Annotated in this window: 25 protein-coding genes and 1 riboswitch; of the genes, 24 read left to right on the top strand and 1 reads right to left on the bottom strand. The window is 37.8% G+C overall.

What is annotated here, in order from left to right; all coding sequences use genetic code 11:
- Window positions 1-4 precede the first annotated feature (4 nt).
- From hisS to KKC17_01610, 21 genes are all read left to right on the top strand, one after another.
- Window positions 5-1411 carry a histidine--tRNA ligase gene (hisS, locus tag KKC17_01710; protein ID MBU1038933.1) on the top strand — a complete coding sequence of 469 codons (1407 nt, stop codon included), beginning with the start codon at window positions 5-7 and terminating at the stop codon, window positions 1409-1411.
- A 163-nt stretch (window positions 1412-1574) separates the two neighbouring features.
- Window positions 1575-1841 carry a 30S ribosomal protein S21 gene (locus KKC17_01705; protein MBU1038932.1) on the top strand — a complete coding sequence of 89 codons (267 nt, stop codon included), beginning with the start codon at window positions 1575-1577 and terminating at the stop codon, window positions 1839-1841.
- A gap of 5 nt (window positions 1842-1846) precedes the next feature.
- Window positions 1847-2308 carry a GatB/YqeY domain-containing protein gene (locus KKC17_01700; GenBank protein ID MBU1038931.1) on the top strand — a complete coding sequence of 154 codons (462 nt, stop codon included), beginning with the start codon at window positions 1847-1849 and terminating at the stop codon, window positions 2306-2308.
- A gap of 80 nt (window positions 2309-2388) precedes the next feature.
- Window positions 2389-6876 (top strand): Ig-like domain-containing protein, encoded by a 4488-nt coding sequence (locus KKC17_01695; GenBank protein MBU1038930.1) that lies wholly within the window; start codon window positions 2389-2391, stop codon window positions 6874-6876.
- 62 nt (window positions 6877-6938) lie between these two features.
- Window positions 6939-7529, top strand: a complete 591-nt coding sequence (locus KKC17_01690; protein ID MBU1038929.1) for a hypothetical protein — start codon at window positions 6939-6941, stop codon at window positions 7527-7529.
- Between the two features lie 18 nt (window positions 7530-7547).
- Window positions 7548-8861, top strand: a complete 1314-nt coding sequence (locus tag KKC17_01685; protein ID MBU1038928.1) for a thrombospondin type 3 repeat-containing protein — start codon at window positions 7548-7550, stop codon at window positions 8859-8861.
- A 10-nt stretch (window positions 8862-8871) separates the two neighbouring features.
- Complete coding sequence (gene ybeY, locus KKC17_01680) at window positions 8872-9294, top strand: rRNA maturation RNase YbeY (GenBank protein MBU1038927.1); 423 nt, start codon at window positions 8872-8874, stop codon at window positions 9292-9294.
- Window positions 9295-9296: 2 nt separating this feature from the next.
- Complete coding sequence (locus KKC17_01675) at window positions 9297-9656, top strand: diacylglycerol kinase (protein MBU1038926.1); 360 nt, start codon at window positions 9297-9299, stop codon at window positions 9654-9656.
- Between the two features lie 96 nt (window positions 9657-9752).
- Window positions 9753-10994: a cell division protein FtsA gene (ftsA, locus tag KKC17_01670; protein MBU1038925.1), complete on the top strand. Its 1242-nt coding sequence runs from the start codon at window positions 9753-9755 to the stop codon at window positions 10992-10994.
- Window positions 10995-11018: 24 nt separating this feature from the next.
- Entirely contained in the window at window positions 11019-12206 is a 1188-nt protein-coding gene (gene ftsZ / locus KKC17_01665) for a cell division protein FtsZ (GenBank protein ID MBU1038924.1), read from the top strand.
- 210 nt (window positions 12207-12416) lie between these two features.
- The gene (nrdR, locus tag KKC17_01660; protein MBU1038923.1) at window positions 12417-12899 is read left to right on the top strand and encodes a transcriptional regulator NrdR; all 483 of its coding nucleotides are present in this window, start codon (window positions 12417-12419) and stop codon (window positions 12897-12899) included.
- A 39-nt stretch (window positions 12900-12938) separates the two neighbouring features.
- Window positions 12939-15236 (top strand): ribonucleoside-triphosphate reductase, encoded by a 2298-nt coding sequence (locus KKC17_01655; protein MBU1038922.1) that lies wholly within the window; start codon window positions 12939-12941, stop codon window positions 15234-15236.
- A gap of 14 nt (window positions 15237-15250) precedes the next feature.
- Complete coding sequence (locus KKC17_01650; GenBank protein ID MBU1038921.1) at window positions 15251-15802, top strand: cob(I)yrinic acid a,c-diamide adenosyltransferase; 552 nt, start codon at window positions 15251-15253, stop codon at window positions 15800-15802.
- An 11-nt stretch (window positions 15803-15813) separates the two neighbouring features.
- Window positions 15814-16263: a DUF4430 domain-containing protein gene (locus tag KKC17_01645; GenBank protein ID MBU1038920.1), complete on the top strand. Its 450-nt coding sequence runs from the start codon at window positions 15814-15816 to the stop codon at window positions 16261-16263.
- A gap of 86 nt (window positions 16264-16349) precedes the next feature.
- On the top strand, window positions 16350-16898 hold the full coding sequence (locus KKC17_01640; protein MBU1038919.1) for a hypothetical protein: 549 nt from the start codon (window positions 16350-16352) through the stop codon (window positions 16896-16898).
- Window positions 16867-17005, top strand: a riboswitch (cobalamin riboswitch). Its footprint overlaps the gene before it by 32 nt.
- A 221-nt stretch (window positions 17006-17226) precedes the next feature.
- Window positions 17227-17577, top strand: coding sequence for a hypothetical protein (locus tag KKC17_01635; protein MBU1038918.1), 351 nt, complete (start codon window positions 17227-17229; stop codon window positions 17575-17577).
- An 88-nt stretch (window positions 17578-17665) separates the two neighbouring features.
- On the top strand, window positions 17666-19774 hold the full coding sequence (locus KKC17_01630) for a DUF4430 domain-containing protein (protein MBU1038917.1): 2109 nt from the start codon (window positions 17666-17668) through the stop codon (window positions 19772-19774).
- Between the two features lies 1 nt (window position 19775).
- Window positions 19776-20312, top strand: a complete 537-nt coding sequence (locus tag KKC17_01625) for a hypothetical protein (GenBank protein ID MBU1038916.1) — start codon at window positions 19776-19778, stop codon at window positions 20310-20312.
- Between the two features lie 53 nt (window positions 20313-20365).
- Window positions 20366-20722, top strand: a complete 357-nt coding sequence (locus KKC17_01620; GenBank protein ID MBU1038915.1) for a hypothetical protein — start codon at window positions 20366-20368, stop codon at window positions 20720-20722.
- A gap of 8 nt (window positions 20723-20730) precedes the next feature.
- Entirely contained in the window at window positions 20731-22065 is a 1335-nt protein-coding gene (locus KKC17_01615; protein MBU1038914.1) for a trypsin-like peptidase domain-containing protein, read from the top strand.
- A gap of 121 nt (window positions 22066-22186) precedes the next feature.
- The gene (locus KKC17_01610) at window positions 22187-22555 is read left to right on the top strand and encodes a hypothetical protein (protein MBU1038913.1); all 369 of its coding nucleotides are present in this window, start codon (window positions 22187-22189) and stop codon (window positions 22553-22555) included.
- On the opposite strand, the gene KKC17_01605 is transcribed toward KKC17_01610, so the two are convergent.
- The gene (locus KKC17_01605; protein ID MBU1038912.1) at window positions 22511-23257 is read right to left on the bottom strand and encodes a L,D-transpeptidase family protein; all 747 of its coding nucleotides are present in this window, start codon (window positions 23255-23257) and stop codon (window positions 22511-22513) included. The genes KKC17_01610 and KKC17_01605 overlap by 45 nt on opposite strands.
- A gap of 63 nt (window positions 23258-23320) precedes the next feature.
- On the opposite strand from KKC17_01605, the gene KKC17_01600 reads away from it, so the two are divergent.
- From KKC17_01600 to KKC17_01590, 3 genes are read left to right on the top strand one after another with little or no spacing between them, the layout of a single operon-like run.
- Window positions 23321-23917 carry a hypothetical protein gene (locus tag KKC17_01600; protein MBU1038911.1) on the top strand — a complete coding sequence of 199 codons (597 nt, stop codon included), beginning with the start codon at window positions 23321-23323 and terminating at the stop codon, window positions 23915-23917.
- A 5-nt stretch (window positions 23918-23922) separates the two neighbouring features.
- The gene (locus KKC17_01595) at window positions 23923-24495 is read left to right on the top strand and encodes an MBL fold metallo-hydrolase (protein MBU1038910.1); all 573 of its coding nucleotides are present in this window, start codon (window positions 23923-23925) and stop codon (window positions 24493-24495) included.
- A 2-nt stretch (window positions 24496-24497) separates the two neighbouring features.
- A complete protein-coding gene (locus KKC17_01590; protein ID MBU1038909.1) occupies window positions 24498-26201 on the top strand; it encodes a tetratricopeptide repeat protein in 1704 nt (567 codons plus the stop codon).
- Window positions 26202-26235: the final 34 nt, after the last annotated feature.

Below are 26235 nucleotides of genomic sequence, written 5' to 3'. Positions count from 1 at the left end.
GCCTATGATGTTTAACAATAAAAATTCTAATAAAAAAACTAGTCGTTCAGAAAAGGAGGCTTTGGCTTTGGCGGCTAAGTCTGGTGTGAAGCAGAAAAGAATTTCTACTCCTCAGTTAGTTAGAGGGATGCATGATATTATGCCAACTGATTGGTTGTGGTGGAATTATATTAATGAGCAGATAGTTAAGCAGGCTGATATTTATGGTTATAGTCGTTTGGAAACGCCAATTTTAGAAAAGACTTCTTTGTTTACTCGAGCAATTGGTACGGCCACGGATATTGTCGAGAAAGAAATGTATTCTTTTGTAGACCAGTCAGGTGATCATTTAACCTTACGGCCGGAATACACGGCAGGTTTAGCTAGGGCTTATATAGAGCATGGTATGTTAGCTTGGCCTCAGCCAGTTAAAGTATATTCTTTAGGGCCAATTTTTAGGCATGAACGTCCGCAAGCTGGTCGGTATAGAAGCTTTTGGCAGATTGACTATGAAATATTAGGTGACCCTTCGGCCATGGCCGACAGTCAGATAATTTTAACAGCTTTGTCTTTGTGTCAAAGCTTGAGTTTGCCGGTAACGGTTCAAATAAATAGTGTTGGTTGTCCGGATTGTCGAGTGGATTATCGCCAGGCTTTGCAGGATTATTATCGAACTAAAAAATCAGATTTATGCGAGGATTGTAAAAAAAGATTGCAACGTAATCCTTTACGTTTGTTGGATTGTAAAGAACCAGCTTGTCGAGATTTGACCAAAAACGCTCCTCAGTTGGTAGATTCGTTATGTCAAAATTGCCGCCAGCATTTTGTGACTGTTTTGGAATACTTGGATGGCGTGGAATTGACTTATCAATTGAATCCTTATTTGGTGCGAGGTTTGGATTATTATACTAGAACGGTTTTTGAAATTTGGAGTCAAGATGATGAAGGAGGTCAAACCGCTTTGGCGGCGGGTGGTCGTTATGATAATTTAATAGCTGAATTAGGTGGGCAAGAAACAGCAGCCGTCGGTTTTGCTGCAGGTGTGGATCGTTTAGTTAATGAAATGAAACAACGTCAAGTAGACTTACCAGCTCCTAATAATCCGGATGTGTTTTTGGCTTGTTTAGGTAATGAAGCTAAAAAATTAGCTTTGAAACTATTTGAAGATTTAAAAAATCAGGGTGTGAGGGTTGGAGAAAATTTTGCTAAGGATGGTTTAAAGGCTCAATTGGAGAGTGCTAATCGTTTAGGTGTTAAGTATACTTTGGTTTTAGGTCAAAAAGAAATGATGGATGGTACGGTAATTGTGAGAGATATGGAAAACGGAATTCAGGAAACGGTTGATCTTAAAAAAATAGTCAATGAAGTAAAGAAGCGTTTAGTGGCTTATCGGACTGAAGTTTCTTTGGCTCAAGATGTTTTGGGTAAATAAAATAAATAATTGATAAATCATTTAGTTCTTTTGGATTAGGTTTTGGGAGAGTTTTTTGCCTTGACTTAGGGCAAAAAAATCGGTACAATTAGGGTGCTTTCAAATTGAAAGCTTTAAAGATTAGTACCTTATTTTAAAAAGGAGGTGACGCAAAGTGATAGAAGTGAAAAGAAAAGATGGAGAATCGGTCGAAGGACTGATTCGTCGTTTTTCTAAAAAAGTCCAGCAATCAGGCATTATACTGCGTACTAAAAAGCGCCAACGTTTTGAGCCGACGAAAAGTAAAGGGGAGCAAAGGGTGGATGCTGTTCGTCGTCAGAAAATTAGGGGACGTAAGGAGTATTTGCGCAAAACTGGTCAATTAACGGAAGAAGATTTGCGCAGTCGTAACCCTAAGATTAAAGCTCTTATTAAAAGAACCTTACGTTAATTAATATGTCTAATCAGACAATTAGTGAGCGCTTAGTCGAAGATATAAAAAAAGCGGCCCGGGGGCATTCGGAAGACCTTCAAGTCTTGCGAATGCTTAAGGCCGCTTTGGCTAATGAAGTAATTTCTTTAAGAGCACAAAATAAGGAGTTAACTGAAGCTAATAGTATGCAAATTATTCGGCGGGAAAGTAAAAGACGTAAAGAAGCGGCCCAGCTTTACAAGGAGGCTGGTCGAGTTGATTTAGCCAATAAAGAATTAGCCGAAGATAAAGTTCTGGTTACTTACTTGCCGCCGGCCCCGGCCTTGGAGGATATTAAAAAACAAATTATTAAATTGAAAAATGAGTTAGCTTTGTCTCAAGATAAGGATCGCGGTAAATTAACCAAAGCTGTTTTGGATTATTATCAAGGTTCGGTGGATGGTGGAACTGTCAGCGCTTTAGTGGTTGAAAGTTTAAAGAATTAAATTTTTATAAAATTATTAGCCATTATTAAAAAATGACGTTTTACAAACCAAATTTTTTTATTATTTCAGTCAAAAAAATTTTGACTAAATCAACCGGTTGGTTGGTTGGTTTGTCTGCTTTTATTTTTAGTTATTATGTCGTTTACGCCCAAGAGTTCGGTTTAGATAATTTAGAGCAAGGTAATGTTAATTTAGGTAATCAGCCGTTAATTGAAACGGTGGCTAATATTATAAATATATTTTTAGGTGTTTTGGGTATTATAGCCGTTGTTTTAATTATTTATGCCGGCTATATTTGGTTGACTTCGCAAGGTAATGAAGAAAAAATTACTCAAGCAAAAAAAATATTATCTTCAGCTGTTATTGGTTTGGTAATTATTTTGGCTTCTTTTGGTATAGCGACTTTTATTTTTAATCGTTTAACAGGTGCGATAAATAATAATGGTGATGGTGGTCCAGGTGACAGTAGTTTGTGTCCTGATGGTAGCCTACCCCCTTGTTTACCAACAGCTGGGGCACAGTACTTGCAAACAAAAAGAACTTACCCTGGGGGTACTGGTGTAAGTTTGTGTAGCAATGTTCAGGTGGAGTTTAATCAATCAGTTAAACGTGATCAGGTAAATGTTAATAGTTTTAAAATAGTTAAAATATCGGACGGGGAGGCTTTTAGTGGTGGCCAATTTTTTCCAAGCAGTGACGCGGCAATTATTTCTTATCGTCATTTAGGTCAAGATTTTTCACCCAATACACAATATGAGGTTAGTTTGCAGGGTGGTAGCGCTGGTATAGTAAGCGTTAATAGCTTACGGTTTAAACTTGATCCGGGTAAAACTTGGCAATTTACTACTGGTACACAGTCTGACAGCCAATTGCCTAAAGTGGTTACTACCGAACCTGCTGAAAATAAGACTGAAGTTTGTCGGGAAACACCTATTCAAATTGCGTTTAATGAACCAATGGACGCTGCTAGTTTTTACGGCAATGTTATATTAAGAGAAAAAGACAATCCAACTTCAGTTATGCAATTAAGTCAGCCCTCTTTTGGTAATAATTTCCAGATTGTTACTTTTTATGCTCAGACTAGTGGTGGACAGAGATTAAGTTTATCGGCCAGTACTCAGTATGAGGTAATTCTGAAAAGCGGACCAGAAGGGATAACAGATACTTGTGGTAATCCTTTAGATGGTAATAGTAACGGCCAAGCAGATGGCAGTGGTGATGATTATATTTGGCAGTTTACTACAGGTTTAACTTTACAGTGTAGTCCGATATTAAGTTCGGTTGAGCCGTCAGCGACTAATTACGGACAAACTGTGACTCTGGCTGGTGAGAATTTATTTTTAGATGGGGAAGTCGACTTTAATGGTTTGCTGTCAGGTAATAATAGTTTTGATAATTTAGAGAATATTTTATGTTGGAATGGACAATCTCATTATCCAGTAGGCCATAGTTTACGGGTTGCTTGTGTTGACGGACAGGTTAAGGTGCGTTTGCCTGTGGGTACAGATACTGGTCCGGCTTATGATCAGGACGGTTTAACAGCTAAAGGTGGTCGAGTTAGTCTAAGGGTTGGCTTCAGCAAATCTAATGAATTATCTTTTAAATCTTTAAGTCCTTATTTAGATAAGGTGTCGCCTAATCAGGGGGCGTCTGATCAATTTATTAGTTTGCAAGGATATAATTTTGGTGATCAACCAGGTGTAGTTAAATTTTGGTCGGGCAGTAATTCTTGGATAGCTGAGGCGCCCGGTCAGTGTAGTAATTGGTGGCAAGAGACGGATATTACCGTAAAAGTTCCTCAAGGTTTGCCACTGGGTGATTACATGTTGCAATTAACAACTGCCTCAACTGGTACTAATAGTTCTAATAAGCCTAGCAACTTAGAAAATTTTACAGTTAATAATAATCCGGTTGGACCAGGTATTTGTTCTTTAGCTCCTAATCAAGTTGCGATAGAGGAGTTGCCGCTGGCGGTTAAGGTGACAGGTGAACGTTTTGGTAATCAGTCCATAGGTAATAAATTATCATTTAGTGATTTTTTGGCGAATAAGTTTAGTCCAGAATTTTATTGGCAAGATGATGAAATTTATACTCAGACGCCAGTTTTAGGAGCTCTTAATGCTTTAGCAGCTGGTCGTCATCAGGTTTGTGTTACTTCTAACGGATTAAAATCAAATTGTAAGATTTTGCAGGTTTCGGGTGCCGGACAAACAGTGGTTAAACAACCTAAAGTTGTGGAATATACTGCCTGTTTATCTGGTACGCAGAGTCCTAGTCCGGCTTTGAATGATTTAAGCTGCAACAATACTTTGGTGTCGGTTCGTTTTACCGAAAGTATGTTAGCAAGTAGTCTGACGGTCGCTAATATAAAATTACGAGTCTGTGGCCAGGCTGATATATTTAATCAATCAGATTGTCAAACGGAAATTAATTGGGAAACTATTGAAATACTGCCTAGTAGTCAAAGCGGTGCTGAGGGTTTTACAGCCAAATCGGTAGCTAATTTACAGCCTGGTTATTGGTATCAGGCAACTATTAAGCAGTCGGTAGTCAGCTTAGTTGGATTAAATTTGGCTGAGGATTATGTATGGCAATGGCGGGTTAAACCAACTGGCAGTTGTAGTTTAGATAAAGTTTTGGTGTCACCCAGCCAGGCTAAAATTTCTAGTTTGACGACTCCTAATAATACCAAAGATTTTATTGGTCAGGCAGTGGCAAGTAACTGTAATATTTTGTCGCCTAGTGGTTATAGTTGGCAATGGTCTAGCGATAATACTACTAAAGCTACAGTAACTCCCTTATCTAATAGTTTTAAATCTCGAGCGACGGCTAAAGATTGGACGGCGGTTGATCAGCCAGTTATGATTAAGGCTAAAATTTCTAGCGAGAATAAGGAAAACCAAAGTAGATTATATATAACAGATAAAGATATAGACGTAGGAAGCGATCCAGATAGTACGGTTTTACGTTTAATAAAAGTGGAGCCCTTAGGTTCGGCGCAAAATGTTTGTCGTAATGCTGTGGTGGTGGCGACTTTTAACCGTCCACCTTTAGCCAATGAAGTTAAGGCTAGTGATTTAGTATTAAAAACGGGTTGTAATGAAGATGCTTGTCCGGAGATTATAGAAACTATACTAGGTACTACTAGTTTACGAGGTAGTCGTTTGATTTTTACGCCTAAAAACAATTTATTGCCACCCAATAGCAGTCATAGTAGTTATCAAGTCTTTTTGCCGTCTGGTCGGTTTGATTGTGGCACAGTTAATAATTGTCAGTGGAATTTTAGAGTTGGGCAGGAAGTTTGTCAGGTTGATAAAGTTTTTATTGATCCAGCAGATCATGTTTATAATAAACCTGGTCAGGGTCAAGAATTTTATGCCCAAGCCCGGGATAAAGAGGATGTAGCCGTTAATGCTTCTTACAAATGGACCAAGAGTGATGCGGCTGGGGTGGTTAGCTTATCAGGTTTAGTATCTGAGCAATCTGTAGTGGCTGTATCTGGTAATAAAAATGGTCGGGCGGCCTTACAAGTAATTGCTGATGCTTCAAATCAATTAGCTGGTCAGGCCAGCACTTCAGCTTTGTTGGAGGTTTATTTATGTGAAGTACCTTGGCAATCTGATGATAATAAGTATAATTTTCGTTTGCGCTATTGTCGATCCGTGACAGTGAACGATTCTAGTGCTGGTTTACCAGAGTTAATCAAAGCCGGTCCCTTGCCGGGTCAAGGCGATTTATTAAATGAATATTTATTGCGGATAGATGGTAGTGAGGATGTTATTGGTTTAAGAGTTTATAGCAATAATAATCAGTTAAATCCGATGGATTGGTATAATAACCGTTCAGATATTATTAAAGCCAACCCTAAATTAATTGGTAATTTGGATGATTATTCGGCTATTCAGGATGGTAATAGCGTTTACGTTGGAGCGGTTAATTTAACTGCTGGGAAAGCCTATTCTAATATTTATGTGTTGTCTTATAATAAATCAGCTGGACAATCAATGACTCAAATATTCAATGAGTTAATAAATAATTGGCAATTTAATATTAATTTATCTTCAACTGATTCAATAAGTAAATTGAAGCGTGATTATCAAAGGTTAACCGATTTAAGAACTATAAGAACCGCTTTGGAAGATTATTATCAAGCCAAAGGTTCGTATCCAGTTTTATCAGCGGGAACTTATTTAACTGGGCGGACAGTCAGTGCGTGGCCGTCTTGGCAATCGGAGTTAGGCAATGTTTTAGGTGCTGGTTTGCCAGTGGACCCAAAAAATAAATTAGTTGATTGTGGTAGTGGTTATAATGCTAATACTTGTTGGAATGAAGTAATTAAGAATTTTAAGTGTTCTTTGGGTTCACATGTTTATCAATATATCTATAATGGCCAGGGTGGTTTGACTGGCTATAGTTTATTAGCTAATTTTGAATATAAAAACATTATTTGGTCCTTATCAAGTGGCGAAGTAACAATTTCTAACAATGATAATTGTGATAGTTATAAGTACAATTCAACTAGTCAAAATATAAAAATTGACCCCAAGCAATTAGAGGCGGTTGAATAATTAAAGACTTGGTTGGATTTTTTTGCTATTATACAAATTAGTTATTATTAGTCTTTTAAATTATGTTTGAAGAAACTAAACCTGGCGCCGATCAAGCTCCAGTAGAAGATATTTTTAAAGATACTGATTCTGGTCATAGTCCGGCTACTAATCAACCCTCAGTTTCTTTGGATCCGGCTACGGCAATTGTTCCGCCAGTTCGGACAATCAATCTGGAGGAGACAAAATTAGCTAGCCAACGTTGGTTGTGGTTTGTGGTGGCTGTCGTCGTCGTCGGTGTAATTATCGGTTTAATTTATTGGTTATCCGCTTCTAGTAATGGTAGCCAGGCTAATTTAAACTCAATTTCTGAATCTGTCACTAATGAGCCAGTGGTAGATAATACAAATAATCAGCCAGTTGATATTAGGCCGGATACTCCCTTACCAGATCAGGATGGTGATGGTTTAACCGATAGTGAAGAAGGGGTTTTAGGTACTAATGCTTTTTTGTCGGATACGGATGGCGATGGTTTGTATGACCGAGAAGAAGTTAAAGTCTATAAAACAGATCCTTTGTTGTCGGATACGGATGGCGATGGTTTTTCTGATGGGCAAGAAGTAACTAATGGTTATAATCCTTTGGGTGACGGAAAGTTATTAGAATTACCTTAAATTATTTTTAAAAAAATTGTGTTTAATATAAAAAATCAAACTACTGATAATATAGACAAGGAAGAAATTAACCCGCTTGAGAATACTAAGGAATCAGTTTGGGGGCAAATTTATACTATGCCTGTGACTTATCAAGCTCCTTTACCTAAAGATAATATTTTTTTGAAATATTGGTGGTTAGGGGCGATTGGAGCAGTAGTTTTGGCGGCTACTTTTGGTATATATTTTTTATTGCGTAATTCTCAATCAGTTGCACCTAATAATTTACCAGTTGCCGTTAATCAACCTATTCAAAATATATCGGACCCCTCGGAGTCTGAGACTTTAGAAGAACCAGCACCAGCTACCCCAGCTGAACGAGATCGTTTGCGTTACAAAGATATTCGTAATATTCAAGCAGCTTTGGAAATTTATAAAGCTGAACAAAAACGTTATCCTTTAGCAGTTCAGCCGATAATTTTAGGTAGCCAACCTTATCAGGTTTTAGCAGCCATTGGTTTTACGGCCGTAGCTCAGCCACCTTTGTATATGGACAAAGTGCCAACTAATCCAGAACCAGGCGGTTTACCTTATTTGTATGAAAGCCCTGACGGTTTAGTTTATACTATAAAATTTTCTTTAGAAGAAGGGGTGGCTGGTTTGTTAACAGGTGAACAATTGGCTGGACCTTTGGGTATAAATGTTCAATTAGAAGAAACCATAACAGAAGTTCGGTCAGTCGTACCGCCTAGTTTAACTAGTGATCAGGATGCAGATGGTTTAACGGATATGGAGGAGGCAATTTTTGGTACCGATGTTAATAAGCCGGACAGTGACAGTGACGGTTATTTGGATGGAAGTGAAGTTAATCAGGGTTATGATCCAATTAAAGCCGATGGTGCCAAATTAATAGACTCGGAAAAATTTTCCTGGTATAAGAATGAGAAATTTAATTATGATATTTTATACCCCTTAGCTTGGTTAGCTAAAGCTACAGACCAAGAGACCACGGAAGTAATTTTTTCTGGAGCAGAAGGTGAATTTATTGAAGTTTTAGTAGTGGATAATCCAGGGAAGTTAACAGCAGTTGATTGGTATGCTAAACAGGTGCCAAATTTAAAACCTGCCGAGGTTCCGATTGTGACTATTGGTGATTTAACCTGGGCTAGAAGTTTGGATGGGCTTAATTTGTATACGACTTTGAATAATAGTTTGGTGACTTTAAGTTATAATATCGGAACGCGTACGCAAGCTTCCTATTATCATTTGTTTCAGGCTATGGTTAAGTCTTTTCAGGTAGTTAAGAATGTTGTTAATTTGCCACCAGGTGGTAATAATCCACCAGCTTTATAATTTTAAATAAATGCTCGGAGTTGGTTTTGTTTTTGAGTATAATAATTTAGCCGGCGGTGTAATACCGTTCGCTTTTCTAAAGCAAACCAAAAAAATTATAAAAAAATTTCATCTGGTAACCGGATTTAGTTTGCAGGAATTGTCTTTAGTTTTTGTTAGTCGGCCAGTGATGCGTCAATTAAATACTCGGCACCGTCATCAAAATAAAGTAACAGATATTTTATCTTTTACTTATCAAGTTGAGCCAATTGTAGGGGAGCTTATTGTTTGTTTAGATCAAGCTATTATTCAAGCTAAACGGCGCCAACATTCTCTAGCTAAAGAACTTAGCATTCTTTTTGGTCATGGTTTACTTCATTTGGCCGGTTATGATCATCTAGTGGTTAGTGAAAGAAAAATAATGAGAGATTTAGAAAAAAGAATTTTATTTTAATTATGTTTATATTTAGAATAGCAAAACAATGGTTAAGGCGTTTTAGTTATGCTGGTCGGGGCTTGGTTTATTTGTGGCGTCGGGAGGTTAGTTTTCGTTGGGAAATTTTAGCGGCTATTTTAGTTGTAGGCTACGCTTGGTGGAATAACTGGGATTTATTAGCTTGGTTATTATTATTATTGATTTGTTTTTTTGTTTTATCTGGTGAAATATTAAATACTATTTTGGAAAGATTAATGGATCTTTTGGAGCCCAAGTTTTCCGAGGCAGTAGGTCGATTAAAGGACATGTTGGCAGCTTTGGTACTTTTGGCCGCTGGCTTAGCCGTCGTGGTTGGGCTTTTTTTAATATTCAATAACTAGACCTGAACAATTTAATTGTTCATGGGTTTAGTTGGCAGATTGGTTTAATAAGTTGTATACTAAAAAAGTATATAGATTTATTTTTTAATTGTTCTCATGGCCAAACTAAGTATTATTGCCGGATTAGATATAGGTTCAACCGATGTTCGTTTGGCGGTTGCTCAAGTTTCTTCGACTGATCAGTTACAGATTATTGGTTTAGCCGAGGTTCCTTCGGATGGAATAAATCGTGGTGTGGTAACCAGTATAGAAGACGCCGTTACTTCTATTTCCAGTTGTTTAGAAAAAACCGAAAGAATGCTTGGCGCCCCAGTCGAGCATGTTTTAGTTAGCATTAATGGTAATCATATTGTTTCTCAATCTAGTCGCGGAGTAATTGCTGTTTCTAAACCAAACGGAGAAATCGGCGAAGATGATGTTGTACGTGTAGTGGAAGCGGCTCAGGCTGTAGCAGTGCCACCTAATTATGAAATATTACATGTCTTACCCCGTAGTTATAGTGTGGACAGTCAGCCGGGTATAAAAGATCCAGTCGGTATGACTGGTGTTCGTTTGGAGGTGGAGGCGCAGATTATTCAAGGTCAATCTGCTCAGATAAAAAATTTAACAAAGTGTGTTTATCGTACTGGTGTAGATATTGATGATTTGGTTTTAGGTATTTTAGCTAACGCCGAGGCAGTTGTTAGTAAAAGACAAAAAGAATTGGGTGTGGCAGTTGTTAATATCGGTGGTTCTACCACTAGTTTGTTGGTTTTAGAAGAAGGAGATCCTTTGCATGCTGTTGTCTTGCCAGTAGGTTCTGGCCACATTACCAATGATATAGCAATTTGTTTACGAACTTCTATTGATGTCGCAGAAAGATTAAAAATGGATTATGGTCAGGCCATGCCGGATGAAGTTGGTAAAAGAGAGGAAATTGATTTATCTGAATTTTCTAATGAAGAAGGTCGGGTGAATCGTCGGCAGGTGGCGGAAATTATTGAAGCCAGGTTAGAAGATATTTTTGAAATGATTGATAAAGAACTTATTAAATTGGATCGTTCAGGTAAATTACCTGCTGGAATAGTTTTAACTGGTGGTGGGGCAAAATTGCCAGGATTATTAGATTTAGCTAAGAAGAAATTTCGTTTACCCGCCAGTTTAGGTTATGCTTTGGACGTAACTAGTCCTTTAGAAAGAATTAATGATATTTCTTTTACTACGGCTATCGGTTTATTACGTTGGGGAATTAATCAGCAGACGGATAGTGGTAGTAGTGGATTTAAATGGCCTAGATTTTCACAAATAAAACAAGTAAGTGGAGTTTTTAAAAAAATTTTTAAATCAGTTATTCCTTAATTTTATTTTATTAACCAAGTTTTTATGGAAGTTAAACCAGAAATTGAAACATTGGCCAAAATAAAAGTCGTTGGCGTGGGGGGGTCGGGCGGCTCGGCTGTTAATCGCATGATTTCCGGAAAAATAAGAGGCGTTGAGTTTTTGGCTATTAATACTGATGCTCAAGCTTTACATTATTCCAGAGCTTCAACCAAAATCCATATTGGTTCGGCTATCACCCGTGGTTTGGGAGCGGGTATGGATCCAGAATTGGGGCGTAAAGCCGCTGAAGAAAGTCGGGACGAGATAAAAGAGGCTTTAAAGGGTGCCGATATGGTATTTTTGACTTGTGGTTTGGGTGGGGGTACTGGTACAGGTGCTTCACCTTTAATAGCTGAACTGGCTAAGGAAGCCGGCGCTTTAACTATTGCTGTTGTAACTAAGCCTTTTAGTTTTGAAGGTGCTCAGCGACGAGGAGTGGCTGAACAAGGTTATGATGAACTAATGGATAAGGTGGATACTATTATTACCATACCTAATGATCGCTTGCTGCAATTAATAGATAAAAAGACTTCTTTGTTGGATTCTTTTAGTATTGTTGATGAAGTTCTGCGGCAAGGTGTTCAGGGTATTTCTGAATTGGTTACTATACCAGGATTAATTAACGTGGATTTTGCTGATGTTAAAGCTATTATGAGCGGAACAGGTTCAGCTTTAATGGGTATTGGTCAGGCCAGCGGTGAGGATCGGGCGGTGGAAGCAGCCAAGGCAGCTATTGATTCTCCTTTGTTGGAAATTGGTATTGATGGTGCTAAGGGCATATTATTTACTATTACTGGCGGACCTAGCTTGACTATGTATGAAGTTAATGAAGCTGCTCGGGTGATAACTAGTTCAGCTGATTCCAATGCTAAAATTATTTTTGGTGCGGTTATTGATGAGAGTATGAAGGATCAGCTTAAGGTAACTGTTATAGCGACTGGTTTTGCTGAACAATCCAAAACGAAGAAAAATATTAATCCTTTGCCGAATAATTCTTATACGCCTTCGTCTTTGGCTCGCGGTGAAGTTAAATCAACTGTTAAAACTGAAGAAATTCCTTTTGAAAAACCAGCTTCACCTCTGGTTAGCCGGCCGATGGTTAGCAATCCCACTGTTAAGGACAAACCGGCCAGTAAAGTGGAAGATGATTATGAAATTCCGCCTTTTATTAGGAGAAAATTAGGTAAGTAAAAGTTTTAAATATTTTACGACTCTAGAATTGACAGCCCGCCCTCTTTTATGAGGACGGGTTTTAGGTTTATCCACAATTTTGAATGTACTGGCTGCTTATTTTATAAAAAACCAACAAAAATAAAGGTTTTGACGATTTTTGACGTACCACTACATATAGGGGTAGAATAGTTATTGGTGCTACTATATATTGTAGTAGGAATAATAAATATGCATTGTCCTTCTTGTAATTATTACGACACTAAAGTAACTGATTCACGCGTTGTAGCGGATGGTTTGAATATTAGACGTCGTCGGGAGTGTACTAAATGTAATTTTCGTTTTTCAACCGTGGAAGAGAGTGAAATATTGGATTTGGCGGTTATTAAAAGGGATGGTAGTCATGAGCCATATAATAAAGAAAAGTTATCAGTTGGTTTAAGGCATTCTTTGGAAAAAAGGCCCTATACGGCTGATCGTTTTAAGGGGTTAGTGCAAAAAATTGAACGTGATATTCAACGACGACGTAAACCAGAAATAACTTCGCGCGATATTGGTGAAATAGTTATGAAGAGGCTTAAAAATTTTGATCAAGTGGCTTATATAAGATTTGCTTCGGTTTATCGTTCGTTTCAAGATGTAGACAGTTTTACTAAAGAATTGAAAGGTTTGAATGTTCGTTCCGCTAAGCGTCGTTTAACGGATAAAAAATAAACTTAATTTAAATTTTCATTATTATTTTTAAAAATCACTATGCCTAACACCTCTTCGTCTGTTAAATCAACCGCCACTACTACAACTAATAACAAGTTGAAACTTAGTCGTATAATAAAACGTGACGGTCGGACGGTGGAGTTTGATCCTACTAAAATAGTGGAGGCTATTTTTAAATCAGGTAAAGAAACAGGAGAATTCGGCCGGCCCGAAGCAGCTAGGTTGGCTTTTAGAGTGGCGGAGGAGTTGGAACAAATTTATGACGGTCACACTACACCGACAGTCGAGCAGGTTCAGGATATAGTGGAATTGGTATTAATGCGTTCCAAGTGGCTTAAAACAGCTCGGGCTTATATTGTTTACCGGGAAGAGCATGCGCATTTAAGACGTCATCGTCCAGAAGTACCTCAAGAAGTTAAAGATTTGGCTCAGACTAGTAAAAAATATTTTCGTAATCAACTTTCGGAATATGTTTTTTACAGTACTTATTCCAGGTGGTTGCCAGAGAAAGCTCGACGCGAAACTTGGATGGAAACAGTTGATCGTTATGTTGGGTTTATGCGGGAAAATTTGGGAGATAAGTTAAGTACAGTTGAGTACGATGAGATTAGAGAGGGTATTCGTAATATGGAAGCTTTGGGTTCAATGCGTCTTTTGTGGGGAGCTGGTGAAGCGGCCCGAGCTACTAATGTTTGCGCTTATAATTGTTCTTTTATCGCTCCCAAGGCTTGGCAGGATTTTGCTGAGATAATGTATGTATTGATGTGTGGTACTGGTGTAGGTTTTTCGGTGGAAAGGCAGACGGTGGAGCAATTACCCATTATTCAGAGGCAAGGTGGCCAAAAATTACCCAAGTATTTAGTGGAAGACAGTAAAGAAGGTTGGAGTAACGCTTTGGCCTTAGGTTTGGTTACTTGGTCTAAAGGTCAAGATATTGAGTTTGATTATTCTGCTATTAGGCCACAAGGTGCTAGGCTTAAAACAATGGGCGGACGAGCTTCTGGCCCCGGACCTTTAATTTCTTTAATGAAGTTTGTGCGCGCTAGAATGATGGAACGCCAAGGTAGAAGATTAACCACTTTAGATGCTCACGATATAATTTGTAAAATTGGTGAGGTAGTGGTAATGGGTGGGGTTAGGCGTTCGGCTTTGATTTCTTTGTCCGATTTGGATGATTTAGAAATGCGTCACGCCAAAGACGGTCAATTTTATTTAAAACATCCGGAAAGAGCTATGGCCAACAACTCAGCGACTTATAACACTAAGCCGGAGTTAAGCCAATTTTTGGAAGAGTGGATAAATATTATGAAGTCTGGCTCGGGCGAGCGGGGTATATTTAATCGAGGTAGTTTGGAAAAACAGTTGCCCAAAAGACGTTGGCCGATTTTTGCTCCGGATATGCACACTTCCGGTACCAATCCTTGTGGCGAAATTATTTTAAAATCTAAGCAGTTTTGTAATTTATCTGAAGTAGTGGCCCGGATCGAGGATACCGAGGAAACTTTATTAAGAAAAGTTCGCCTGGCTACTATTTTGGGAACTTATCAAGCCAGTTTGATGAATTTTCCTTATTTATCCAAGGACTGGTTAAAAAATTGCCAGGACGAGGCTTTGTTAGGAGTTTCTATTACTGGTCAGTGGGATTGTCCGGCGGTACGACAAGAAGAGGTTTTAAAAAAATTACGCGAGGAGGCTGTAAAAGTAAATCAAGAATATGCTAAAAAATTCGGTATTAATCCTTCGGCGGCCGTAACTTGTGTTAAGCCGTCGGGTAATGGTTCACAATTGTTTGATTCTTCGTCTGGTATGCATCCCAGGCACGCGCCTTATTATATTAGGCGAGTTAGAGTGGAACGACATAACCCTTTATTTTTGATGCTTAAGGATATGGGTGTGCCTTATCAACCCGAAGTCGGTCAGTCACCCGATACAGCCAGTACTTATGTTTTGGAATTTCCCATTAAAGCGCCCGAGGGGGCCATAGTCAGGCGTGATATTTCCGCTATGAAATTGTTGGGTCATTGGAAAAATTTAAAAATTAATTATACTGAACATAACCCGTCAGTTACCATATCGGTCGGCGGCGATGATTGGCTTAAGGTAGGCAACTGGGTTTATGAGAATTGGGAAATGGTGGGCGGTTTGTCTTTTTTGCCTCGAGACGAGCATGTTTATCAGTTGGCGCCTTATGAGGAAATAACCAAAGAAGCTTATGAAGAATTGGTTAAGAATTTTCCTGACATTGATTTTGCTAAAATAGTAACTTACGAATATGATGACGAAACCCAGGGTTCCAAAGAATTAGCCTGCATTAGCGGTGCTTGTGAATTAAAATAATTTAATTATTTTTAATGTCTAAGATTTATACTAAAACCGGTGATCGGGGCGAAACCAGTCTTTATGGCGGTTTAAGAGTGCCCAAAGGTAATTTAAGATTGGAAGCTTACGGCACAGTGGATGAAACTAATGCTGCTTTGGGCGTGGTATTAGCTGAAGATGGGGCAAATGATTATCAGGCAGTTTTGCTAAATATACAAAAAGATTTATTTACGCTGGCTTCAGAATTGGCTACACCACCAGATAAGACTATAGAAGGTTTAGTTTTAGTAAATGAAGATAAGATTCTTTATTTGGAAGAACAAATAGACAAAATGGAAAAAGAATTACCCACTTTACAGCAATTTATTTTTCCAGGCGGTAGTAAAGTGGCGGCTAGTTTGCATTTGGCTCGCACGGTTTGCCGTCGGGCTGAGCGTCAAGTAGTAAGACTTAGGGAAATGGAAGAAGTCAGAGAGGAAGTCGTTAAATATTTAAATCGTTTGTCTGATTTTTTATTCGTCTTGGCCAGGTTAGCTAATAAACAAGCTGGTCAAACAGATAAAGTCTGGCAGGGTCGAAGTTAATTAATAATTTTATGAAGCAAAGAATTATTTATAGTTTAGTGGCTTTATTGGCCGGGGTAGGTTTATTTTTAGTGGGTTTTAGTTTTGGTCAAAAAAGTCAGAGCGTTTATTTACGGCCGGACAACCAGGCCGAACAAGCTTTAAGCAAAGTAGCTGTACTGGTAGACACGGGTGATAACTTAATAAGTTATGGTGGTATAGAAATAACTCCCGGACAAAGCATTTTGGATGTTTTGGTAATGCTTAATCAGGAAAAAGCTTTGGCTTTAGATTATGACGGGCCGGATAAATCAGTTTATGGTGCTTTTATAAAAAAGATCGGAAATAAAGCTAACGGTAGTGACGGGCAAAAATATTGGCAGTATTGGGTAAATGGCTTACAGCCTCAGGTGGCGGCTGATAAATATCAACTGCAAGGCGGAGAAACTATTTTGTGGACATTCAGAAAGTCGGAGTTTTAAGAATAGAATTAAGAAGTATAAATTGTGAATTAGGAAAAACTCTTTGATACTGGGAAGTATGGAAGAATTTGTCAAAAAGTATAATTATGAAAAATAAAATAATCATTAGTTTAATTTTAGTAGGTTTGATAGTAGTTAGTCGTTTAATGCCTCATATTTGGAACGTGGCACCAGTAGCGGCCGCGGCGCTTTTGGCTGGTGCTTTATTGCCTAGAAAATGGGCCTTGGCCGTGCCACTGACAGGTATGTTATTAGCGGATATAGTAATTGGCTTTTATCACTGGCCAGTAATGCTGGCTGTTTATGGGAGTTTTACTTTTATTGGTTTGATGGGTGCTTATTTAAAAAAGTTTTCAGCTGGAAAATTAGTAGCTTTTTCTTTAGCCTCATCTACTTTATTTTTTATAGTAACTAATTTGGCAGTCTGGGCAACAGCTAGTTGGTATCCTAAAACTTTAGAAGGATTGATAATGGCTTACACTTTAGCCATTCCCTTTTTCCGTAACACTATGATAGGAGATTTAATGTTTACCGGAGTTTTATTCGGGGTTTATAGTTTGGTTTTATATTTAGTAAAATTAAAAAATTATCATTTATCTTTGTTTAAAGTGTTATCTAATAGTTCTTTGAAATAATTAATCATTCAGGGAAGCTGGTGAGAATCCAGCACAGTCCCGCTACGGTATGTCTTTAAGTAAGCTTAAGACAAGTCCGATTACTGAATGATTGATACATAGATATACACTCTTCCTTCGCGAGAAAGGAGAGGGTTGGAATCCGCTACAATTAAGACTTGTCGTGTCATCTAATCTTCCCCGTTCTTGCTAAGAACGGGTTTTTTAGTAAGAAGTGAATTTAAAATAAAACACTAAAATAAAAATACAAACAATCCTACGGAGGTAGAAAGTGGACAGACGGAGATTTTTTAAAACAAGTTCTTTAATTGGATTAGGAATTATAACTTTGGGCGGTTTTAGCGCCTGCGGTCAAATAGTAGAGCCAGAAGAAGCCAGTCAAGATATGTTGGTTAAAGATTATTTAGCCAGTAATTTTGGCAATAAAATTACTTTTACTTTTAATAGCTCTTTTAATAGTTATCAGCTGACAGTTTTTGATGGTACATTAGCCAGTTATCTTTATTACTTAAAGGGCAATGACGGCAAATGGTACTATCAGTCAATTGGTATGGATATGGTTAAAATAGGTTCTGGGCTTTTGCTGTTTAAGGGTTTTTTATCAGCCAACACCGTAAATCCTTTACCTAATGATTTTTCGGACAATCGGGTAGTTAAAGTTTATCAAGTTAATTTTTAAGCCAATTTTAACTGGGCGGGAATAAATAATTTATATTTCCGCCCAACCTAATTTACTTTTATTTTTTAAATTATTAATTAGAAATTTTATGAATAAGAAAAAAATAATTGCCTTTTTACTGTTGTTGTTTTTAGTGGCGCCACCAATGGTGGTACAGGGTGGCGTACCCGAAGCAGTTAATTATTTAAAGCAGCAGCCGGCTGATGATTGGTTAACTATGGCTCTTGTAGCTGGCGGGCAAAGCCAGGTGGCCACAGATCATTTAAAAACTTTTAGTGGCACGGCCGCCACGGATTATGCTAAAAGAATTTTAGCTATTAAGGCGGTGGGGCAAAACCCAGCCAGCTTTGCTGGAGTGGATTTGGTAACCGGCTTAAAAGGTTTGTTTAATAACAATCAATTAGGTGATAAAGATTTGTTAAATGATGATGCTTGGGGTTTAATGGCTTTGCTTAAGGCTGGGGTTAGTTTAAGTGATACTTCTGTCAGCGGTGCTAAAGCTTATTTGCTTAGCAATCAAAACAGCGACGGCGGTTGGAGTTATGCTAAGGCCGGTGAATCCGATACTAATGATACGGCGGCCGTAGTAATGTCTTTAAAGTACGCTGGTTTGTCGGCTAGCGATAGTGCCTTGCAATCAGCTATTAATTATTTAAAGCAAGCTCAAAACAACGATGGCGGTTGGCCTTATGCGCCGGGCGGTGAATCCGATGCCGGTTCAACTTCCTGGGTGGTCTCGGCTTTAACGGCCGTGGGTGAAGCTGGTTTAACTATTTCTAAAAATAATAAAACAGCCATTACTTTTTTACAAAGCTTGCAATTAAGCAACGGCGCTTACAAATGGCGTTCGCAAGATAGTGTTGGCTCGCCAATTATGACCGCTTTTGTCGTAGTAGCTTTAAGCAATAAATATTATCCGGTGGCAGCCCTTAGTTCCAACCAACCTAATCAGGCGCCACAAGTGGCCCATTTATCCGGACCTTTAACCGTAACTTGCGGACAAAGTAATACTTTTGTGGCTGGCGCGCAAGATAACGAAGCAGGAACTTTAAGTTTAAAGATTGATTGGGGTGACGGTTCAGCCGTCAGCCAGGTTACTAGGCAAGTTAGCGCCAATCAAATTACCAGTTTGGATTTTAGCCATAGTTATACTAGTAATGGACAAAAAAATATCAACCTTACTGTAACCGATGGAGCAGGTTTAACTGATCAGGCATTTTTTCAGGTTACAGTCAGTGGTTGTGGTGGCGGTTCTGATAAAATAATTTTTTATCGAATTGAAGGCGCGGTCAATAATTATTGTTCAGGTCAGATTAGTGCTACCAACCCTTTGCAATTAATGGAGCAGGTGGCTACAACCTGTGGTTTGCAATTGGATATTCAAACTACGGCTTTGGGCCGGTATTTAAAAGGTGTTAATAGTGATACTGCCCAAGGCATCAAAGGTTGGTTGTATTTAGTTAATTTACAGCAGCCAGCTGTGGCGGCCGCAGATTATCAATTGCAAAACGGCGATGATTTAATTTGGTTTTACGGAAATTTTACTGACAAGCCTTTACGGTTGGTAGTAGACCAAACAAGTATTTCTTTAGGTCAAAGTTTTACTATTAAGGCCGAAGCTCAGCAAAATTCAGCTTGGCAAAGCCAAGCTAATATTAATATAAAAGATGGTGGCCAAATCGTTACGACCAATAATCAAGGGCAGGCTATTATTACGCCTAGCACACCGGGTGTTTTAGAAATATACGGTGAGGCCACTGGATTTATTCGATCAGCTAAAGTTAATCTAACAGTTAATAGCGGTAGTGTACCCAGCCAGGCAGTTAGTTTGGAAGTGGATATTAAAACGCTCGTACCAGTTACAGCTCCGCCGCCTGTAGCGCCAACTTTGAGCTTTGTGGTCTCTTCATCAGCTTTGCCGTTAGGTGAGCTGTCACCTGGCCAGTCAGTACAAAAACAAATTATTGTTACTAACACCAGTTCTACTGTTATGCATTTGGAAGCTAATGTAACTGGCGATCAGGTGTTTAAGGATAATTTATTTTTAGGCAATAGTTTGTGGGACATTTGGCAAGCCGAAGTGCCGGTTAATTCGGCTTTAGGAGTGGTGGCTAAGTTAGTTTTGCCCGGTAATTACCAAGGTGGGCCAGGTAAAAAACAAGGGCAATTGATTTTTTGGGCCATAGCCTCAAATTAGTATGATTAGAAAATATTTTAATTTATTTTTTATCAGTCTAGTTTTGTTTGGTTTAGCGCCGGAGGTTTTGGCGATGGGTCTAGGCGTTAGTCCGACCAGTTTGACTATAGCCACCAACCATCAAGGCTTGGCCAAAACAGAATTGGTTATAAGCAATCCCTCCGCCGAAGTTGGACTTTTTACTATAGCGGCTGATGAGTATGCTGATTGGTTTGTTTTTCAGCCAGCTGAATTAAGGTTGGATCCTAAAAGTCAGCAAAGGGTTAATTTAATTATTAAGCCTAATAAAGTCGGTCGTTATGCCAGCAACTTATCAATTTTAGCTTATCCTTTAGATAATCGTTCTTTTAACGCCGCTTCCGGCATTAAAGTACCGTTTAATTTAACTGTTGTTAATTTGCCAACTAGTCAGTGGCAGTATTATTTAGGTTGGGGTTTATTGTTGTTGGCCCTAGCTGGCGCTGTAGGGCTTATTTACTATTATCAGAAAAAAACCGCTTGGTGGCAAAAATTGTTAAAAAGATTAGGATTGATTTAATTGTTTAAAAATAATACAATAAATAATAGCCTAATTATTTACAGTATTTTGTTATGAGATTAGATTTAGACCAACCCAATCAAAGTGAATTAAAAGAATTATTAGAAGATAATTTAAGATACGCTAAAGATATTTATCGCGATACTGAAAGAATAAAGCGGTATATTTTTTGGGGCCAGGTGTTCAGTTTTATAAAAATTTTAATAGTGGTGATACCGTTGGTTTGGGGGTTTTTATATATTCAACCTTATTTAAAAGGAGCTTTTGATACTTATGGTTCGTTATTTAATTTAACAGCCAACAGTGGACAAACAACAGATGAAGCTAATGTTAATCCGGAACTTTATAAGCAATACCAGCAACTGCAAAACTCCGGGCAATTGGAGGAATTTATAAAATTATTAAAATAAATTAAGTTATGTTTTTAAATGACTTTACTAAACATTCGGATAATCATAAAAAAACTTACCAATCAGGTTTGTGTGGTTTTAAGTTAAAAGGTTTAGTCGGTTTGTTGGCTTGGTTGTTAGTGGCTGTGTTGGGCGGGGCGGTCGGCGGAGCAGCTGTTACTATTTGGGGTGGCCGGGTGATTAATAATTTGGATTTATCCTTATTAGCGTCTAATCCAAATAATTTAAATAATCCAGCCGTTGGCAACCAAACGATAATTCAGGAAGAGTCAGCGACCACTGAAGCGGTAAAAAAAGTGGCTCCAGCCGTGGTTAGTATTATTGTTAGTAAGGATTTAAGTAAAATATATAATTTAACCGGACCCAATCCTTTTCCTTTTGATAATTTTTTTAATTTTGGTTTTCCTTTTGATTTTTTCTTTAACCAACAACCGCAACAACAGCAACCCTTACAGCCTAAAGACCAAGGCAAACAAGAAATTGGCGGGGGAACCGGTTTTATAATCGACAGTGCTAAGGGGCTTATTTTAACCAATCGGCACGTGGTGGATGATTTAGAAGCTGAATATGCTGTTTTAACTAATGATGGTAAAAAACTTTTAGCTAAAGTAGTGGCTCGTGACACAGTAAACGATATGGCTTTGGTTCAGGTGGAGGAAAAAAACTTACCCGAGGTCGCTTTGGGTGATTCGGATAAGGTGCAAATTGGCGAAACCGTTATTGCTATTGGTAATGCCTTGGGTGAATATCGTAATACTGTTACTAAGGGAGTTATTTCCGGTTTGGGGCGTAATGTCATAGCTGGTGATAATCGGGGTTCTTCGGAACAATTGGAAGGCGTTTTTCAAACCGATGCGGCCATTAATCCGGGCAATTCTGGCGGTCCGTTGGTTAATTTATTAGGGCAGATAATTGGTATGAATACGGCGGTTAGTCGAGAAGGCCAATTAATTGGTTTTGCTATACCCATTAATGAAGCTAAAAGAATGATTGATAGTTTTGTAAAATACGGCAGAATCGTTCGGCCTTATTTGGGTATTAGGTATACCATAGTGACTTCCGAGTTAGCTAAGGCTAACAAATTGCCGGTGGATTATGGCGCTTTAATAGTGCGTGGTCAAAAACCAACCGATTTGGCCGTAGTGCCAGGGGGTCCGGGCGATAAAGCTGGGTTAGTAGAGAATGATATAATTTTGGAAATTGAGGGGCAAAAAATTAATCAGGATAACTCTTTGGTTAAAGGTTTGTCTAAATTTAAACCAGGTGACACAATTAAGCTTAAGGTTTATAAAAAGGGCGAGATTAAGGATATAGATGTAAAGTTGGAGGAGTTTAAAGAATAAATAGAATAAATATTTGTTCTAAAAAACCTTTAAGTAAAACTTAAAGGTTTTTAGGTTGACTTTAAAAAATTAATTTGCTAAGGTTGGGCCAAACAAACTCTAAAATAGGAGAGAAACAAAAATGAAAGTAGAAATTCATGAATTAAAAATTGGTCAAAAAATAGTATTGATTGACTTGGAGGGTAAAAACGAAAATGTTAATTTAAAATTAAAAGAAGGAGATTTTTATCAAGTAGATATGACGGGAGTAAGGGAGTATAATGACCCATCTTTGATTGTGGTGGAAGCCTGTATTGATATTAATCAATATATAGAAGTTGATTTAAAAACATTGGTATTGGCTACTATTGTTACTCCAAACGGGGTTACTACAGCAATGGTTGATTTTAGAGCATTAGATGGGCATTTGCCGGTTTTATTTTTATATTTTAAAAATTTGACAAGATTAGTCAATCAAAACTGTAGTGCCGGTTTGCGTCCAATTATATAAGCGTTCCATGTTATCGTAGTTAACATTTATACAGCCGTGGCTTTTGGGCTTACCAAAATCATTATGCCAATAAGCGCCGTGAATATAATAACGGTAGGCGCCGGTATAAAAATGCAGATTCCATTTGGTGTTAGGGTAATCATAATCGGCGCCTTTATAGTGCTTAGTCGGGTATTTGTTTTGAATAGTAAAGTTACCGGTTGGAGTGGGCAATCGAGCAATACCGCTAGAGATTAAAAAACTTTCCAATTGTTTGTCGCCAAAAAAATAAACTAAAGATTGGCTTTTTAAATTTACCTTGATGGTTTTTGTTTTTTTGGCTGTGGCTGAAGCATTTAGCGGATCATAACCAGCGGCTATTTCTGTGCCGTCTAAATATTTATCACCATCACTATCAGGATTAGTTAAGTTTGTGCCCAAGGCTATTTCCCAAGCGTCTGGTAAATAATCTTTGTCCGTGTCTACTTCTATTAATTTTTTATCTTTATGTAAAGGAGAATAGCCGTTGGCTATTTCTTGGCCGTCCAGGTAGCCATCGCCATCGGTGTCAGCTAAATTGGGATTGGTGTGGTAAATGTCGGTTTCCTGCTGGTCGGACAGGCCGTCGTTATCTGTATCAATTTTTTCAGCTAATAAAGCAGTTGGAAAAATTGATAATAGACTAAAGACGATTAATAATTTTTTTATTGTTTGTTTAATCATAATATTTCTTAGATATTGTACTATAGTTAGTCTAATTAGTTCAAAAAATGTTAAGCTGTAATTATGGATTTATATCAAGGTTTAAGACAAATTGAAGATTTGGGCCTGCCCCACCCGATTTGGCGTTTTGTGTCGGTTAAGGAAGATTTACGAGATTTGTCTAAAATAAGTGCTTATGCTGGTTGGACTATTAGAACTATTAAAGTATCTAAGGGGGTTTATAAAAATTATTATGCGAATTGGTTGAATATTATTTCTTTAAATAAATCGTTGGTGGCTTTTCAAAGAAAATTAAAAGGCCAAGGTTTGTTTATTATTTATCCATCTTGGCGTTGGCGTAAAGGGGGTACTTTATTGGTAGATGAACAAGGGGCAACAGTGGAGGCGGTTAAAGGTGAAATTGTTGCCCTGGCTAGGCAAGGGCAGGTGATGGCGCGTTATTATTGTAAAAAGAATAAAAAATTAAAATTAGTTTATGGTAAAAATATCCTTAATTCCCAAGAAAAGAAATATTTAAATAAAGCTATTGCTTCTGTTGAATTATTACCGAATCAAGGTTATTATGGTGAATGGGCCGTATCAACCAAAGGTAAGTTTATGTTTTACAGATTAAATGATTTAGTTAGTGAAGGCCAATATCTTTTAAAAAAGTACGGTTAATTATTATGGAAAAAATCCAAGTTAAAATTTTACGCCATGGTGAATTTAAATGGCTTAAAAAAAATCATTGCCGGGCTTGGTGTACCACCACTTTAATTATTGCTAATCGGGTTAAGATTATAGTGGATCCGGGTAATTTTTCTGATGCTGTAAAAATTAAAAAACTTTTGGCTAAAAATAAATTGACGCCAGCCGACATAAACTATGTGGTTAATAGTCATGCGCATGCCGATCACATAGGGGCTAATTTTTTGTTTACTAAGGCGGTTATAGTGACCAGTGATGCATTGCAAAAAAAAGATGAGTTTGTGTTTTACGATAATACCAAACCCTATACTTTGGTACCGGGCGTTAAGATTATTGCTACACCGGGCCATAGCGCTGAATGTTGTACAGTTTTAGCCGAGACGGAAAAAGGAATAGTAGCGGTAGCTGGCGATTTGTTTTGGTTGGATGAAGAAGCAGAATACCGCTGGGCGGAATATCCCAATAAATTAAAAGCCAACCGCCAATTGGTTTTAAAAATGGCTAATTATATAATTCCTGGGCACGGTCGTTTGCTTCACGTTAAAAAATAATTATGGTTGATTTAAATAAAGCACTGATTGATTGGTCTGGTCGCCTTAAAACAGTAGTCAGCCAGCGCCCTTGGCTGCCTTTTTTATTTTTGTTTATTTTAGGTTTGTTGGTTTACTTAAACGCCTTACCCAACCAGCTTTTTTGGGATGATTATGATAGTTTGTTGAATAATTATTATATAAAAGATTGGTCTTATTTTGGTCGTTATTTTACGGAAAATTTAATCGCCGGCGCCGGGTTAATGAGTAATTATTGGCGGCCTTTGTTATTGGTAATTTATTCAATAGAGTGGCACATTTGGGGCGATTGGGCGACTGGTTATCACTTGGTAAGCATCCTGATTCACTTAGCCGCCGGATTAGTGCTCTATGATTTATTAAAAAAAATAACCGACCGGCCAATAATAGCTTGGCTGGCTAGTTTAATTTTTTTGATTCATCCCTTGCAAACCGAGGCGGTAACTTACGTAGCCGGCCGAGGTGATCCTTTGTCGGTTTTATTTTTATCTTTGAGTTTATTATGGTATTGGCGCAGTCGGTTTAAGGAAACAATCAGTTATAAAAAAAGACACTGGTTTATTGGGAGTATTATAGCTTTAGTGGCGGCAATTTTAACTAAAGACAAGTCGATTATTATGCCAGCTTTGCTTTTATTAATGGAATTTTATGTTTGGCAGCAGAATAAAACCGTGGGTTTTAAAGATTGGTTAAAACAAGTGCTTAAAAATACTTGGCTTTATTGGTTAATAATAGTTTTTTATTTGTATTTGCGAGCCACAGTATTAAATTTTCAAGACACTTTTAATATTTATGGGCAAGCTTCTGTTTACACTGAAAGTTTGGCTATAAGATTATGGACTTGGTTGAGTGTTTGGCCGCAATATTTAAAATTATTTTTTGTTCCAGTGGGTTTACATATGGAAAGATTGGTGGATATAAAAATAAGTTGGTTAGCTGGGGATGTTTTGCTGGGTATTGGTTTGGTTATTTTATTGGCGGTGATTATGGTAGTAAGTTGGCGCCGGAAGTTTATTAGTGCTTTTGGTTTATTATGGTTAGGTATAGCTTTGGCCCCGGCCAGTGGAGTGGTTATACCAGTTAGTGGTTTAATGTATGAGCATTATATGTATTTACCCCTTTTAGGTTTAGCCATCTTTTTAATGTTTTGGGGTGATGTTTTAATTAAAAAATTTCCGTTATTTTTAAAAATTAGCTGTTTTGGTTTGTTAATGATTTGGTTGGTTTGGTTAGGGGTTAGAACAATTGAGCGGAACGCTGATTGGCGCACACCAATTGTTTTTTACGAAGATGTTTTGCGTTATAACCAACAGAGCTTAAGAATTTGGAATAATTATGGCATGGCTTTGTCGGATGTGGAGAGCTACCAAGCAGCAGCGCAGGCTTATCAGCGGGCGATTAATTTAAATAAAGATAACCAGTCAGCTCCGCCTTATCATAATTTAGGTAATGCTTTAATAAAATTAAATAAACCAGCTGAAGCTATAAAAAATTATCAGCAAGCCATTTTAATAGATGACCAGTTTTATTATTCTTATAATTCTTTAGCGGCTTTATATTTAACAACCAAGGATTATCAATCGGCCAGACAGATTCTGGAACAGGGTTTAAAAGCTATGCCGGGTAATTCTTTATTGGCTTACAATTTACAAATTGTTGAACAGTTGGAATTGGCAGAGAATAAATAATTTTATTTTTTGTTTATATTTGTTAAACTAATAA

This window comes from Patescibacteria group bacterium, from assembly GCA_018817715.1.
In the GTDB taxonomy this organism is placed as follows: Bacteria; Patescibacteriota; Patescibacteriia; order Veblenbacterales; family UBA10138; genus JAHITT01.
This window is presented reverse-complemented; position numbering and strand designations above follow the sequence as displayed.